This is a genomic window from Cyanobium sp. Copco_Reservoir_LC18 (assembly GCF_009834675.1).
GTDB lineage: Bacteria > Cyanobacteriota > Cyanobacteriia > PCC-6307 > Cyanobiaceae > Cyanobium > Cyanobium minutissimum.
Map to the genome: position 1 here is coordinate 38,473 of NZ_ASAC01000022.1, position 14,809 is coordinate 53,281.

At 72.0% G+C, this 14,809-nt stretch carries 11 protein-coding genes; 4 read left to right on the forward strand and 7 right to left on the reverse strand.

Annotated elements, in window-relative coordinates:
• Positions 1-7 precede the first annotated feature (7 nt).
• Entirely contained in the window at positions 8-967 is a 960-nt protein-coding gene (locus tag L107_RS11430) for an alpha/beta fold hydrolase (protein WP_159818932.1), read from the forward strand.
• An 88-nt stretch (positions 968-1,055) separates the two neighbouring features.
• Positions 1,056-1,586: an acetolactate synthase small subunit gene (gene ilvN / locus L107_RS11435; RefSeq protein WP_015108799.1), complete on the forward strand. Its 531-nt coding sequence runs from the start codon at positions 1,056-1,058 to the stop codon at positions 1,584-1,586.
• 28 nt (positions 1,587-1,614) lie between these two features.
• On the opposite strand, the gene L107_RS11440 is transcribed toward ilvN, so the two are convergent.
• Together L107_RS11440 and L107_RS11445 are read right to left on the reverse strand one after the other, a co-directional pair.
• Positions 1,615-2,346, reverse strand: a complete 732-nt coding sequence (locus tag L107_RS11440; protein WP_159818934.1) for a peptidylprolyl isomerase — start codon at positions 2,344-2,346, stop codon at positions 1,615-1,617.
• Between the two features lie 2 nt (positions 2,347-2,348).
• On the reverse strand, positions 2,349-2,915 hold the full coding sequence (locus tag L107_RS11445; RefSeq protein WP_106222324.1) for a photosystem I assembly protein Ycf4: 567 nt from the start codon (positions 2,913-2,915) through the stop codon (positions 2,349-2,351).
• 153 nt (positions 2,916-3,068) lie between these two features.
• Here L107_RS11445 and psbD point away from each other — a divergent pair, with 153 nt between their 5' ends.
• Positions 3,069-4,127: a photosystem II D2 protein (photosystem q(a) protein) gene (psbD, locus tag L107_RS11450; RefSeq protein WP_015108802.1), complete on the forward strand. Its 1,059-nt coding sequence runs from the start codon at positions 3,069-3,071 to the stop codon at positions 4,125-4,127.
• Positions 4,128-4,603: 476 nt separating this feature from the next.
• Here psbD and L107_RS11455 read toward each other — a convergent pair whose 3' ends face one another.
• The 5 genes from L107_RS11455 to L107_RS11475 are packed head-to-tail and all read right to left on the reverse strand — an operon-like array spanning position 4,604 to position 13,091.
• Positions 4,604-6,628 carry an acyltransferase family protein gene (locus tag L107_RS11455; RefSeq protein ID WP_159818936.1) on the reverse strand — a complete coding sequence of 675 codons (2,025 nt, stop codon included), beginning with the start codon at positions 6,626-6,628 and terminating at the stop codon, positions 4,604-4,606.
• Complete coding sequence (locus tag L107_RS11460; RefSeq protein WP_159818938.1) at positions 6,625-7,569, reverse strand: lysylphosphatidylglycerol synthase transmembrane domain-containing protein; 945 nt, start codon at positions 7,567-7,569, stop codon at positions 6,625-6,627. The genes L107_RS11455 and L107_RS11460 overlap by 4 nt, the downstream gene beginning before the upstream one ends.
• A 49-nt stretch (positions 7,570-7,618) precedes the next feature.
• Positions 7,619-9,022, reverse strand: a complete 1,404-nt coding sequence (locus L107_RS11465) for a glycosyltransferase (RefSeq protein ID WP_159818940.1) — start codon at positions 9,020-9,022, stop codon at positions 7,619-7,621.
• Positions 9,019-11,529 carry a glycosyltransferase family 39 protein gene (locus L107_RS11470; RefSeq protein ID WP_159818942.1) on the reverse strand — a complete coding sequence of 837 codons (2,511 nt, stop codon included), beginning with the start codon at positions 11,527-11,529 and terminating at the stop codon, positions 9,019-9,021. The genes L107_RS11465 and L107_RS11470 overlap by 4 nt, the downstream gene beginning before the upstream one ends.
• The gene (locus tag L107_RS11475) at positions 11,526-13,091 is read right to left on the reverse strand and encodes a glycosyltransferase family 39 protein (protein WP_159818944.1); all 1,566 of its coding nucleotides are present in this window, start codon (positions 13,089-13,091) and stop codon (positions 11,526-11,528) included. Before L107_RS11475 ends, L107_RS11470 begins: the two co-directional genes overlap by 4 nt.
• A gap of 127 nt (positions 13,092-13,218) precedes the next feature.
• Here L107_RS11475 and L107_RS11480 point away from each other — a divergent pair, with 127 nt between their 5' ends.
• Entirely contained in the window at positions 13,219-14,790 is a 1,572-nt protein-coding gene (locus L107_RS11480) for an iron uptake porin (RefSeq protein ID WP_159818946.1), read from the forward strand.
• Positions 14,791-14,809: the final 19 nt, after the last annotated feature.

Consider the following 14,809-nt stretch of genomic DNA (forward strand, 5'->3'; position numbering starts at 1 on the left):
GCCATCGGTGTCGTCCGCCGACCCCCAGCCTGCCCCCGGGGAGATCCCCTCGCCGGAGGGGGCCGACTGGGGGGAGCACGCCGTCTGGCACTGGATAGGCCACGGCTGCCACTGGCGCCGCCTGGGGAACACCGACCGGCCGGCGGTGGTGCTGCTGCACGGCTTCGGGGCCGGCAGCGGCCATTGGCGCCGCAATGCCGGTGCCCTGGCAGCGGCGGGCTGGTGCGTCTACGGGCTCGACCTGATCGGCTTCGGCGCCTCCAGCCAGCCGGGGACCCATCCCCATCAGGCCCTCGACAACCGCCTCTGGGCCCGCCAGGTGCGGGCGTTCCTGGCGGAGGTGGTCGGCGGGCCGGCGGTGCTGGTGGGCCATTCCCTCGGCGGTCTGGTGGCCCTCACCTGCAGCGTCTTCTTCCCCACCTGGGTGCGGGCCGTGGTGGCGGCCCCCCTCCCCGACCCCAGCCTGCTGATGGCCCAGCGGCGTCCGCCCCGGCGCCGGCCCTGGCGGCGCCGGCTGAAGCGGGGCGGCATCCGGCTGCTGCTGCGGCTGCTGCCCCTGGAGCTGGCGGTTCCCCTGCTGGCCCATTCCCCCCTGCTCGACCTGGGCATCCAGTCGGCCTACCACCATCCGGTGATCGGTGACCAGGAGCTGCGCCGGGTGATCGCCCGCCCCGCCCGCCGGCCCGGCGCGGTGCGGGCCCTGCGGGCGATGAGCATCGGCATGGCCCTGCGGCCGCACCGGGCCACGGCCGTCTCGCTGCTGCAGCGGCCGGGGCGGCCCACCCTGCTGGTCTGGGGGGGCCAGGACCGGCTGGTGCCGGTGGAGGTGGCCCGGCAGTGCCTTGGCCTGCGCAGCGACCTCGTCCTGCAGGTGATCGCCCACTGCGGCCACTGCCCCCACGACGAGACCCCCGCCGCCTTCCACGACGCCGTGCTCCCCTGGCTGGAGCTCCTGGGGGCCGGTTGACGGCAGGGCCCACCCCGGCGCGTAGTTTTGGGAGGACCATTCCGGTCGCCGTTCCGGTCCCCCGCCGCACCCCGCTCCCGACCCCGACATGAAGCACACCCTCTCGGTGCTGGTGGAAGACGAATCGGGGGCCCTCAGCCGCATCTCCGGTCTGTTCGCCCGGCGGGGCTTCAACATCGAGAGCCTGGCGGTGGGCCCGGCCGAGCACCGCGGCATGTCCCGCCTCACCATGGTGGTGGAGGGGGACGACCGCACCCTGGAGCAGATGACCAAGCAGCTCAACAAGCTGATCAACGTGCTCGGCGTCATCGATCTCTCCACCATTCCCGCCGTGGAGCGCGAACTGATGCTGCTGAAGGTGGCGGCGCCGGCGGAGAACCGTGGCGCCATCTTCGATCTGGTGCAGGTGTTCCGGGCCAAGGTGGTGGACGTGGCCGACGACGCCCTCACCCTCGAGGTGGTGGGCGACCCGGGCAAGCTGGTGGCCCTGGAACGCCTGCTCGAGAACTACGGCATCCTGGAGATCGCCCGCACGGGCAAGGTGGCGCTGGAGCGGGCCTCGGGGGTGAACACCGAGCTGCTCAAGGCCACCGTTTCCGACAAGCGGGTTCCGGCCTGAGGCCAGGCCGGTTCCGGCTCCGGCGGCCTCAGGGCTTTGTGCTCTGCACCAGCGTGCCGCCCTCGATCACCCGGGCCCGGATCAGCTTGTCCCCCTGCTGGATCCGGTCGATCACGTCCATCCCCTTGCTGACCCGGCCGAACACGGCGTAGCGGCCGTCCAGCTCGGGCAAGGCCTGCAGGGCCACATAGAACTGGGCACTGGCCGAATTGGGATCGTTCGAGCGGGCCATGGCCACGGCGCCGCGCTCGTGGCTGAGGGCCAGCTGGCGGGTGGCGGTCGGGGAGGTGATCTGCTCCCCGTAGCGGGGTTCCTGGTCGCCGTCGAGCTTGAGCTCCAGGGGAATGCGCCGGGATTCGCCACTGGCCGGATCGACGAAACCGCCCGAGCCGTAGTCGCTGGCGGGCACCTTGGGATCGGCGCTGCTGGGGTCGCCGCCCTGGACCACGAACGGGACCGGTTCCCGCACCACCCGGTGGAAGACCGTGCCGTTGTAGACGCCCCGGCGGACGAGATCGACGAAGTTGCCGGCCGTGAGCGGCGCCGCCGCCCCATCGAGGGTCAGCTCCACCGGCCCCTTGCTGGTCTCCATCGCCACCACGGCCGTGCCCTTGAGGCAGGGGGTGGTGGCCGCCTCGCAGCCCATGGGTCGGTTGCCGCTGTCGGCGGCGCAGGCGGACAGGCCGAGGGGCGTCAGGCCGAGCAGCACCAGCAGCAGCAGGCGCCAGCCGAGGCCGGCGGCTTTCGTGGCGGTTCCCATCGTCAGAGACCCTCCAGGGGGACGCCCAGGAAACGGGCCAGGCGGGCTCCCGCCAGCTCCAGATCCGCCAGGGGCATGGGCTCGCCCACCCGGGTCAGGGGCATGTCCCGCCGGCCCTGCACCCGCAGGGCCAGGCGCCGCTGGGGGCTGAGGCCGTCGCGCACCTCCACCTTGACCGCCTGGATCTCCCGCAGGGGGATGACCACCTCGATCAGCTTTCGGAAGCCTCGCCGGCTGATGCGAGCCTCGCCGGCCTTCCGATCGAAACGGTTGAGGCCGGAGCCCACATCGATGCTGATCACCAGCCACAGATAGGTGGCCAGCAGCAGCGCCGCCACCCCGTAGAGCCCCATGACCAGCCCCTGGGGCACCCAGACCAGGGCGGCGGGGTGGCCGATGGGCAGGAGGTCGCGGCCGAAGCGGCTGGAGGCGCTGGTGAGCACGAAGCCGATCCCACCGATGCTCACGGCCGCGGCCACCAGCAGGTTGGAGAGACGCCGGGAGCCGAGCACCGGCTGCTCCAGCACCTGCTCGTCGGCCGAAGGAGAAGCGACGCCGGGCGAAGCCATGCGGGAAGAGGGGGCGATGGGCCGCCATCCTGCCGCGAAGCGTGCCGGAGGCGTCAGTTTCAGCCCATGTCACCCGGCGCGCCAGGCCGATCAACGTTGTTACCATCCCCCGGTAACCCACAGCCCTGCGGGTCTTCCGCACCGCTTTCACCCATGACGATCGCCCTGGGGCGCGCCCCTGCCACCCGTGGATGGTTCGACGTCCTCGACGACTGGCTCAAGCGCGACCGCTTCGTTTTCGTGGGGTGGTCCGGTCTGCTGCTGTTCCCCACGGCCTATCTGGCCCTGGGCGGCTGGCTCACCGGCACCACCTTCGCCACCTCCTGGTACACCCACGGCATTGCCAGCAGCTACCTGGAGGGCTGCAACTTCCTCACCGCCGCCGTCAGCACCCCGGCGGATGCCATGGGGCACAGCCTCCTGCTGCTCTGGGGCCCGGAAGCCCAGGGTGACTTCGTCCGCTGGATCCAGCTCGGCGGCCTCTGGCCCTTCGTGGCCCTGCACGGCGCCTTCGCCCTGATCGGCTTCATGCTGCGCCAGTTCGAGATCGCCCGTCTCGTCGGCATCCGTCCCTACAACGCCATCGCCTTCTCCGGCCCGATCGCGGTGTTCGTCAGTGTCTTCCTGATGTACCCCCTGGGTCAGAGCAGCTGGTTCTTCGCCCCCTCCTTCGGGGTGGCGGCGATCTTCCGCTTCCTGCTGTTCCTGCAGGGCTTCCACAACTGGACCCTGAACCCGTTCCACATGATGGGCGTGGCCGGCATCCTCGGCGGTGCCCTGCTGTGCGCCATCCACGGGGCCACGGTGGAGAACACCCTGTTCGAGGACAGTGACCAGGCCAACACCTTCAAGGCGTTCGAGCCCACCCAGGAAGAGGAGACCTACTCGATGGTCACCGCCAACCGCTTCTGGAGCCAGATCTTCGGGATCGCCTTCTCCAACAAGCGCTGGCTGCACTTCTTCATGCTGTTCGTGCCGGTGATGGGTCTGTGGACCAGCAGCATCGGCATCATCGGCCTGGCCCTCAACCTGCGGGCCTACGACTTCGTGAGCCAGGAGATCCGCGCGGCGGAGGATCCTGAATTCGAGACGTTCTACACCAAGAACATCCTGCTCAACGAAGGTCTGCGTGCCTGGATGGCGCCAGCCGACCAGCCGCACGAAAACTTCATCTTCCCTGAAGAGGTTCTGCCCCGCGGCAACGCGCTCTGATTCCTTTTCCTGGATCCCGAGCCCCCTCCACGGGGGCTTTTTTCATGGCCCCCGTGGTGATGGGAAGCCGCCTGTGGCGGCGAAAGCTGGCTACGATGGTTTCGTTCCGTCAGCAGTGACGTGGTGATCGACGGAAACGCCTGATCGGGGAGCACCGCAACGTCTGGCCCGAAGCCTCCTGTCGCCGCCGCCATGGCAGCGGCCTGAGGTCCTCCGGAGCCCTGACCGATCCGGTGCCACTTCGACTCGGTCGTCTTCCGCCCTTGCCGCAGGCGTCGCCGGCTGGCATTCAACCCACAGGAGGAGGTGTCCATGACCCCAAGTTGTCCCATTCAGGGTCTGCTGATCGCGGAGAATGCCGGCTGATCACGGCCGCTGACTCCTGATCCATCGGTTCCGCGCCAGAGCGGACCCGGCGAGAGCCCCCGAGCCCGTGGCCCAGGTCGTCCTGGATCCCACGGACCCGGGGGCATCGTTCATTCCGGCCTGGGCCTCAGCACGTTCCGGATCAGCGGCGCGGCGAGCTGGACGGCCTGCTTCGAGGGATGGGAATGCTCGTCCCGGTAGAGGATCTCCCCTCCCCGGGCCCGATAGGTGCAGGCCCCCTCGGGGCAGAACAGATCGAACAGGTCCACCACCTCCAGCTTTCCCTGCGTCTGCAGATCGCCCAGCACCCGGTCGAGCGGTTGGCGTCGCCGCAGGGATTCCGCCCGGCCCGGCATCAGGCAGGGGCCGCCGAAGGGGGAGAACCACTGGGGCACGGCACTGGCGGGGTGGCAGTTGGCCTCCCGGGCGAAGGGCAGGCCGTTGAGCACCGCCAGCCTCACACCACGCCTCGCCAGGTCGGCGGAGAAATCGCTGAGGCCCACCCTCAGGGTCTGCAGGATCAGCCGGCTGCCCGGCCCCTGGCTGGGGGGCGAGAACATCACCATGTCGTTGACCAGGAACACCCAGTCGCCCGGGCGCAGCTGCGCCACCAGCTCCGGCACCACCCGGTTCCAGTAGGCGCGGTTGGTGGCCGCGAACGGGCCGCCGCCGCCGAGGGCGGCGAAGTTGCCCACCGGGGAGGCGGCCCAGGCCGAGGTGATCGTCACCGCGTACCCGTCCCGGGCCACCAGCTCATCGAAGGCGCCGGCGAAGGAGGCCGAGAAGGAATTGCCCACCACCAGCACCCGGTGGCGGGCCGTGGCGAAGTCCCCGAGGGTGCAGTCCTCGATGGCGATGGTTTTCGCCGCCTCGCCGTCGTTGGCCAGGACGCAGGGGGATCCCTGCCAGGTGCCGGCGGCACCCGCCACCCGATAGGGATCCACGAGTGATTCCACCCCCATGCCGGCGGGGATCGGGTTGCGGCCGGCGTAGAGGCTGAACGGGGGCAGGTTGTCGACAGCGATCAGCAGCCCCGCCCCGGCGGCCAGGCCGCCCACGCCGATGGCGATCGTCCGGTCCCGCCGCGGCGCCCAGCTGGCCTGTCTCAGGGGCTTCTCGACCCACCGGTAGGAGGCCACCGACAGGAGCACCATCAGGCCGATCTGGAACGGCAGCGACCACCAGTGCAGGCCGATCGTCCAGCGGCTCAGGGAGAGCACCCCCCAGTGCCACAGGTAGAGGGAGTAGGAGATCAGCCCCACCTGCACCAGGGCCGGCCGGGTGAACAGAAGGTAGGCGGCGGTCCCCTGCCGCAGGCTGGCGATCAGCAGCGTGGTCAGGAGCACGGCGGCCACCGTGGCCGGCACCGCCCAGGCCAGGGGCAGCAGCATCACGGCCACCAGGCCCAGGACGGCGGGCAGCGGTGGCAGGCGGCCCAGGCCCCTGGCGGCGGCCGGCCAGACGCCGCCGAGGCAGAACAGCAGGCAGCCAGCCCCCATCTCCCAGAGGCGCGGCGGCATCAGGAAGTAGGCGGCGGCCTGCTGGGTGGGATAGAGCTGAATGAAGGCGACCAGGGACGCCAGCGAGGCCACCCCCATCACGCCGAACAGGGCCCGGTGGCCCCCGGCTCCGGGGCGGGCGAAGCCCGTCAGCCAGGCCACCAGAGGCAACAGCAGGTAGACCTGCTCCTCCACCCCCAGCGACCAGGTGTGGGTGAAGGGGTTGAGTTTGGTGGCGGTGCCGAAGTAGTCGGTGGCCTGCCCGTGCAGGTAGATGTTGGAGAAGCCGAACAGGGCGCTGATCCCCGTGCGCAGGGCCGTATGGGGGCGGGGGATCACCAGGCAGGAGAGGATCCCCACCACCACCACGAACACCAGCAGGGCCGGCACCAGCCGCTTCAGGCGCCGGCTGTAGAAGCCGAGCAGCAGATCCCCCAGGGAACGGGCCGGACGGCGGGTCAGGGAGGCGGTGATCACGAACCCGGAGATCACGAAGAAGACGTCCACTCCCAGGTAGCCGCTGGGCAGCAGCCGGTCGTCGATGTGGTTGAGGATCACCGCCACCACGGCCAGGGCCCGCAGGCCGTCGATCTCGGTCCGGTAGCCGGCCCCGGGGGAGAGGGGGGTGTTGCTCACGCCGCCATCGCCTCGCCACCGTCCCGATGGCGGCCCAGCACCACCAGGCCCACCGCGGTGGGCAGCAGCACGGTGCACACCCGCAGCACCAGGGTGACCGCCAGCGCCGCCGGCCGGTCGACGCCGAAGGCCACCGCCAGGCCGATGGCCGTGGCCTCCGCGGTGCCGACCCCCGCCGGCAGGAAGGAGAGCACCCCGCCCAGGGCCATGGCGGTGCGGATCACGGCGGCCTGGGTGAGGGCCAGGGGATCCCCCTGCAGCTGCAGCAGGCCCATCAGCGCCGACGCCTCGATCAGCCACACCAGGGCCGCCAGGGCGGTGCCCGCCAGCAGGGGCCAGGGGCGCAGCAGCCGCCGCAGCCGGCCCACCGCCCCGAGGGCCTCCCGCAGCAGCCGGGTCAGTCCGTGCCAGCGGCGGTGGGCCGGCAGCCGGTCGAGGAAGGCCTCCAGGCGTCGCAGGGCGGCCGGATGGGTCAGCAGCCAGGCGCCGATGGCCAGGGTCCCTCCGCCCGCCACCAGGGCCGGCAGGATCCGCCCCCCAAGGCCCCAGGCGAGCACCAGCAGCGCTCCGGCCAGGTCGGTCACCCGTTCGGCCAGGGTCACCCCCACGCCGACCTGCATCGGGATGCCGTGGCGGCGCTGCAGCCACAGCCCCCGCAGGGCCTCGCCGCTGCGACCGGGGGCGGCGACCAGGGCCAGGCCGGCGACGTAGATGCGGCTGCTGGGCCGCCAGGCCAGGGGGTGCCCCAGCTGGCGGAGGTAGAACTGCCAGCGCTGGAACAGCAGCAGATAGCCCATGGCCACCAGGGCCGGCACCAGTGCCCAGCACCACCAGGGCAGCGCCCCCAGGGAGCGCACCACATCGGCGAAACCGAACCAGAGGCTGAGCCCCAGGTAGAGCGCCAGGGTCACCACCAACCCCAGGAACCAGCGCTTTCTCATCGCCGGGCTCGCCGCCGACGGGGCGGAACCGGGACGGACAGCCACAGGCTCACGGGGTGAAGCGCAGCTTCTGGGCCGCATACAGACACATCCTCGCCAGGATCAGTCCCTCCTTCACATGGGCGATGTTGGAGCTGCCGTAGCTGCGCTCCTGGTACCGCACCGGCACCTCGACGATCTTGAGGTTGAGTTTGGCCGCGCCGAACAGCAGATCGAAGTCGCCGAAGGGGTCGAAGTCGCCGAAGTAGGCCCGCCCGGCCTTGAGGCGCTCGTAGTCGGCCTTCCAGATCACCTTGGTGCCGCAGAGGGTGTCCTTGAGCCGCTGGCGCAGCAGCCAGGAGAAGGCGGCCGCGAAGAAGCGGTTGGCGGCCGTGTTCAGCGGCGGCATGGCGGCGCTGCTGCGGGGGTACACCAGCCGGCAGCCGTTGACGAACTCCCCCCGGCCCTCGGCGAGGGCCTTGTAGAACCGGGGCAGATCCTCGGGACGCACGGTGAGGTCGGCGTCGAGGATCATCAGCACCTCCCCCTCGGCCTGGTCGAAGCCCAGCCAGACGGCGTCGGCCTTGCCGCGGCCGCTCTGGCGCAGGGCCCGCAGCTGCAGCGGCCCGCTGTAGGAGCCGCAGACCCGCTCGATCTCCGCCCAGGTGGCATCGGTGGAGTGGCCCTCCACGAACAGCACCTCGGTGGCCGACCCCAGTAGGGGCATGCGCTCGATGGCGGCGGCGATGTTGCCGGCTTCGTTGCGGGCCGGGATCACCACGCTGACGCTGGGGCGGCGCTGGGCCGGGGTGGCGGGCCGGGCCACCAGCCAGTGGGTGAGCCCCAACTGCTCCAGCACGGGCAGCTGGCTCAGCCAGCGGTTGGCCAGAGGGGCGAGCAGGGGGATCCGGCGGGGCAGCAGGCAGCGGTGCCCCTGCTTGAGCACCTCCCAGCCGGCCAGATCGAGCAGATTCTGCACGTCGCGGGGGGTGAGCCAGCTCTCGGGCGGCTGGGGCTGGCGCAGCCGCAGCCCTTCCGCCGCCTTGAGCAGGGGCTGCCACAGCCAGTTGTGGAAACTCACCACCAGCCGGGTGCGGTCATGGCAGAACGCCGCCAGCCGCTCCAGCACCCCCTGCACGTCCTCGAGGGTGTTGAGGGTGTTGGCCAGCAGGATCACATCGAAGGGGGCGCTCTCCCCGATCGCCTCCGGGTCGATGGTCGCCGCTTCGGCGCAGACGATCCGCAGCTGGGGGTGGGCCGCCCGGGCGGCGGCGGCGATGGCGGGGTCGCGCTCGATGCCCACCCCGTGGCCCGGATGGGTGGCCGCCAGCAGATCCCCCAGGCCGCAGCCGATCTCGAGCACCCGTAGCCCCGGGGCGACCAGCAGCTGATGCAGCCGGTTCAGGTCCTCGTAATAGGCGCGGTTGCGGCGGTGGAACCGCTGCAGTCCCTCCGGCTGGAGCGTGCCGTTCATCGCAGCAGGGCCAGGGTGCCCGCCACATCGAGCCGCAGGCCACGGGCCACGGCCCGCAGCGTCCGCAGGGTGCGGTTGCCGGGGTCGAGTTGGGCGGCGGCATCGAGGGCCACCTGGGCCTGGCCGGGGTGGAAGCGGTAGAGCTGCACGAAGCCGAGGGCCATCAGGGCATGGGGATTGGTGGGTTCGAGGGACACGATGCGCTGCAGCGTGTCGACGGCCCCATCGGCGTGCCGCTGCAGCGCCTGGGCCAGGGCCAGACCATAGAGGTCCTCCAGATCGGCTTCCCCGGGGTCGGCGCCAGTCTCCTGCAGCCTGGCCCGCAGCAGCCGCTCCCCCTGGGAGAGGTAGATCTGCTGGGGGTCCCGCTGGTTGATCTGCCCCACCTGCCGGAACAGCCGATCCAGATCGCCGGCCCGCAGCAGCCGGCCGAGTTCAAGCAGCTGGTCGATCCGGTTGGGGGGCGCTCCGGCGTCCATGGCCCGCGTCTCCCCGCGCTGGGCGGCGCCACCGCCGGCCACCGTTAGGGTCAGGGGGGCGCTGCGCAGGGCCAGCGGCCGCCCCTGGCGGTCGAGGGCCCGGGCCCGCAGCCGGTAGGACCCGTCGGGCAGCCCGCCCGGCACCACCAGGGCCAGCCGTTCGCGCACCTCCAGGCATCCCCCGGGGGCGGCGCGCACCATGCCCTGGCCGATGCCGCGGTCATGGCGCCAGGCGGGGCCCGTCCCGGTGGCAAGCGGGCCGGAGGCGGCCGACGGCTGGGGCAGCCAGTCGAGCAGCAGCAGGCCGTCCCGCAGCTCGGCCGCCGGCCCCCGCAGCCGGCTCACCAGCACCGCCCCGCTGCCCGGCCGCAGGGGGGGCGGCGGTTCGACGGCCAGGCTCAGGTCCAGGTCCCGCCCCGGCCCGCAGGCCACCGGGACCACCTCCAGGCCCAGGTCCCGGCGCCCGAAGAGCTCGGCCCTGCTGCCATCCGGCAGGGGCCAGCTCCCGGCGGCCTGAAAGGCGGGTGATCGCCTCACCAGGCCGTCGAGGGCGGCCTGGCGCTCGTCGCTCATCACCCCCTGGTCGCCCCCCTTGAGCAGGAACCAGTCGAAGCCGGCCAGGTCGCCGTCCAGCTGGTCGACGGGGGCCACGGTCTGGCGGGCGGCGACGCGGAACTCCTGGCGGCGCCCTTCGGCGTCCAGGTTGAAGGCGTTCAGCCCCTGGCTGTCGGGCAGCACCGCCAGGGTGGAGAGCTGGTGGGGACTGCGCTGGCGGACCGTGGCCACGATCGCCTCCAGGGGCCAGGGGGGGCCGGCGACGGGCGGCCGCGGCGGAAAGGCGGTCGGATTGGCCGCCAGGGCGAACTGGCTGGCCAGCGCGCCCCAGATCCCGATTCCCACCACCGCCAGCCTCCAGACGGGCGTCCAGCGGCCGGCGGCCGAGGCCAGCACGATCCCCAGGCCAAGGCACAGCTGGGGCACCAGCGGGAGCACGAAGCGGAAGTCCTTGGTGCTCATCAGGGTGGCCAGCAGCAGGGCGCCGAGCGGAAAGCTCAGCCACCAGGTGAGTCGCCGCCAGGGCAGGATGGGGCCCGGGCCGCCGCGTCGCTGCCAGCGGCTCAGCGCCCCCCCCGCCACCACCACCGCCACCAGGCCGGCCCCGGCCATGGTGGGCAGCAGGCGCGGGTAGAACAGCCAGCCCGCCAGGGTGTTCGCCTCCAGACCGTCCTGGTAGAGGACGCCCCACTGGCGGGCCTTGTTGACGGTGGAGAGGATCGTCAGCCAGTTCTGGCTCCACCAGGGCCAGGCCACGGCCGTCGCCGCCCCCGCCGCCAGCAGCACCTCGACCAGCCGCCCGAATCGGGCCCGGGGGGCCGGCCGGCCCTGTCGCAGCAGGGGCACGAGGGCCCGCCAGGCCAGGCCCAGCAGGGGCAGCCAGAGCATCACCAGGCCGGTGGGGCGGGTCAGGACGACCGCCCCGAGCCCCAGCCCGCCCCCCAGGCTCCAGAGCCAGGGGTGCCGCGGGCGGCCCAGCACCCGCACCGTGAGCAGCCACCAGGTGGCCGTGAGCACCGCCGTCAGGCTGAAATCGATCAGGTAGTCGCTGCGCTGGTTCAGCAGGGCCGGGGCGACGGCGCAGAGGAAGGCGGCCCAGAGCCCGGCGGCCCGGCTGTGGGCCAGGCGCCCCAGGCCGTAGAGGCTGCCCAGGAGCAGGGCCTGGAAGAGGCTGTTGGAGAGGATGGCGCTGCCATACCCCGGGCCCAGCAGGGCGAACACCGGTGCGGTCACCAGATAGGTGAACGGCCCCCGGTAAGTGGGGGTCTCGGCCCAGAGCCGTTGCCACCAGAGCGGATCGAAGGGCGCCGCCTCTCCCAGCACCCGCCAGACCCCCAGGGCCCGGCTCAGGTGTTCCCCCTGGTCCCAGGCCGGCGGCTGGGCGTGGCCCTGCAGCCAGAGCCCATCCAGCAGCACCCCGGCCAGCCACAGCCCCAGCAGGATCCACCCGTCCCGGCTCCGTGCCCGTCTCATCGGGCCGCCCCCGGGGCCTGGGCCAGCACCCAGGGCTCCAGCTCCGGGGCCTGCAGCCGCACGGGCCATCCCGACGGCAGCTCCCGGCGACGGATCCACACCCGCTCCCCGGGGAGCACCCGCTCCGCCGGGCCGATGCGGGGCGTGAGCCGGGGGCTGGCCAGGGCCACCAGGATCAGCCCAGCATGCTCCTCGCCGCTGAGGGGGACACCGGCCACCGCCGCGATCGGCCCCGCCGCCAGCGCCGCCCTGGCCTCAGGGCGCTCCAGGGCCTGCCGTTGCCGGGGGCTGCGATCGGTGAACAGGCCGGCCTGCACCAGCAGGGCCAGGGCCAGCCAGGGGCCGATCAGCAGGGCCCCCAGTCGGGGGGAGCCCGGGCGGCACCAGGGCACCAGGGCCCAGGCGAGCCCCAGGCACCCCGCCGCCAGGGCGAACAGCTGGGGAGATGGGGGCAGGTCTGCCACCGCGTTGGCCACCAGGCGGCCGGCCGGCGTGCCGGGCCAGAGCACTGTCACCGCCGCCAGCACCAGAAGCAGTCCCAGCCCGCCGATGCCGAGGCTCGCCCCCCGGGCCCACCGGCCGGCCCCGGCGCCCCAGGAGCGCAGGCCGGCCGTGGCCGCCAGGGCGATGAACGGGGTGAGCTGGAGGCCGTAGTAGGGGGTCTTGGTGCGGAAGGCGCTGAGCAGCAGCAGCATCAGCAGCGGGTAGAGCAGCAGGAGCAGGCGCCGGGGCCGCTCCAGGGGCCCGGCCAGCCAGCCCCACCAGCCCGCCAGGGCCAGCAGGCTCCAGGGGAAGGTGTTGGCCGGCAGGTTCCAGAGGTAATAGAGGGGGCCGGCGCTGTAGACGTCGCTTTCGGAGAGGTAGAGCAGCTTCTGCCACAGGCCGGCCACCACCGGCAGGCCCAGCACCCGGAGGCTCAGGCCCAGCCACAGCGCCACCGGCAGCCAGCCCAGGAGGAGGCCGAGCCAGAAGGCCGGCCGCCGCAGCAGGGCCCCACGCTCCAGCAGCAGGAAGGGCAGCAGGGCCAGCACGGGCAGGGCCACCATGAAGCCCTTGATCAGGAAGGCCGGGCCGATCCAGGCGCCGGCCAGGAAGGGCCAGGGCCGCCCGTGGGTGTCACCGGCCCGCAGCAGGGCGACGATGCCCAGCAGTTCCAGGGCCAGCAGCGGCATGTCCTGGCTGGCCAGATGGGCATAGTCGAGCCAGAGGGGGGTGAGGGCCAGCACGGCCGCGGCCAGCCAGCCGGCACCGTCCCCGTCCAGCAGCCGTCGGGCCAGGTCGGCCGTGAGCAGCAGGCAGGCCAAGGCGGCGACCAGGGAGGGCAGATGGGCCGACCAGGACCCCACCCCCGGCAGCCGGCCGGCCGCGGCGATCAGCCAGGGCAGGCCGATGCTGCGATCGAACACCACCTGGTCCCACCAGGGAGGGCCCAGCCACTGGCCGCTCTGGGCGATCCAGCGGGCCTGCAGGGCGTAGTAGCCCTCGTCGTGGGCCAGGAAGCTGCGCGGCGCCGCCGTCAGCAACAGGGGCAGGAAGGGCAGCGACGCCCACAGGGCCTTCATGGGCGGCACTCTGGCAGCACCCCCGGGTACCGGCCGTTGTGCTTTCTGGCACATGGTGGCTGGATGGTCCTGGTCCCGTGCGGGATTCTTCGTTTGGCGCATTGCGCCGCTTCCGTGTGAGGAACCCATGAAACTCTTCCAGCAACTGCTGGTCGCTCCTGCAGCTCTCGGCCTGCTCGCCCCCGTGGCGGTCCAGGCGGCTGAGCTCAACATCGACGGCGTCAACAAGTACGCCTCCGAGGAGCAAGTCACCAGCATCAACCAGTTCTCCGACGTCAAGCCCACCGACTGGGCCTACCAGGCGCTCTCGAACCTGATCGAGCGCTACGGCTGCGTCGCCGGCTATCCCAACGGCACCTACAAGGGCGGCCAGGCCATGACCCGCTATGAAGCGGCGGCCCTGCTGAACGCCTGCCTCGACCGGATCACCGAGGTGACCGACGAGCTGAAGCGCCTGATGGCCGAGTTCGAGAAGGAACTCGCCGTGCTGCGCGGCCGGGTGGATGGCCTGGAGGCCAAGGTGGGCGAGCTGGAGGCCACCCAGTTCTCCACCACCACCAAGCTGAGCGGCCAGGCCACCTTCGTGATCGGTGCCAATGCGTTTTCGGGCAGTGACACCCTCAACGTCGATGCCGCCCGGGCCGCCGTGGGGGCCACCACCTTCAGCTACGACATCCAGCTGAGCTTCGACACCAGCTTCACCGGCAAGGACCTGCTGCGCACGATCCTGCGGGCCGGCAACTTCGCCGATTCCGCCTTCGGAGGCGCCGGCCCCACCGGTGGCCTCTCCACCCTGGAGGTGGCCTTCCAGGAGGACTGCGGCCTTGGGGTCGACTGCGGCGACGTGGTGGCGATCGACAAGATCTTCTATCAGTTCCCGATCGGCAGCCAGTTCACCGCCACCTTCGGCGGCCGCGTCGGCCAGGAGGACATGCTCGCCCTCTGGCCGAGCGCCTACCCCTCCGACACCATCCTCAACCTGTTCACCCTCAACGGCGCCCCGGCGGCCTACAACAAGAATCTCGGACCCGGTGCCGGCCTCTGGTGGCAGCAGGGCGGCTTCAGCATCAGCGCCAACTACGTGGCCGCCAACGGCGACGTGGGTGATCCCAACAGCGGCGGCATCGGCACCGTGGCGTCGGCCGGCACCGGCACCGTGCAGATCGGCTACGCCAGGGAGCGGTGGGGCCTGGCGGCGATCTACTCCCGCATCCAGTCGGGTGTGGGGGTGCCGGGCACCACCCCCTTCACCGGCCTCACCTACGAAGCCAACCCCAACAGCCGCACCGATGCCTTCGGCATCAGCGGCTACTGGCAGCCGGCCAACGCCGGCTGGAGTCCCTCCATCAGCCTGGGCTGGGGCATCAACGGCACCAGCTACGACACCGCCCAGGCCCCCGGCGCCCTGCGCACCAGCCAGTCGTGGATGGTGGGCCTGCAGTGGGACGACGCCTTCGTCAAGGGCAATGCCCTCGGCATGGCGGTGGGTCAGCCGATCTTCGCCACGGCCCTGGCCGACGGCCAGACGCCCCAGGACGGCAACTTCGCCTGGGAGTGGTGGTACAAGTGGCAGGTCACCGACCAGATCAGCGTCACCCCGGCGCTCTTCTACCTGAGCCGGCCCCTGGGGCAGTTCACCAGCCCCGACACCAGCTTCCGCCAGCTGGGTGGCCTGGTGAAGACCACCTTCCGCTTCTGATCCCGGCCCACGGGAACGG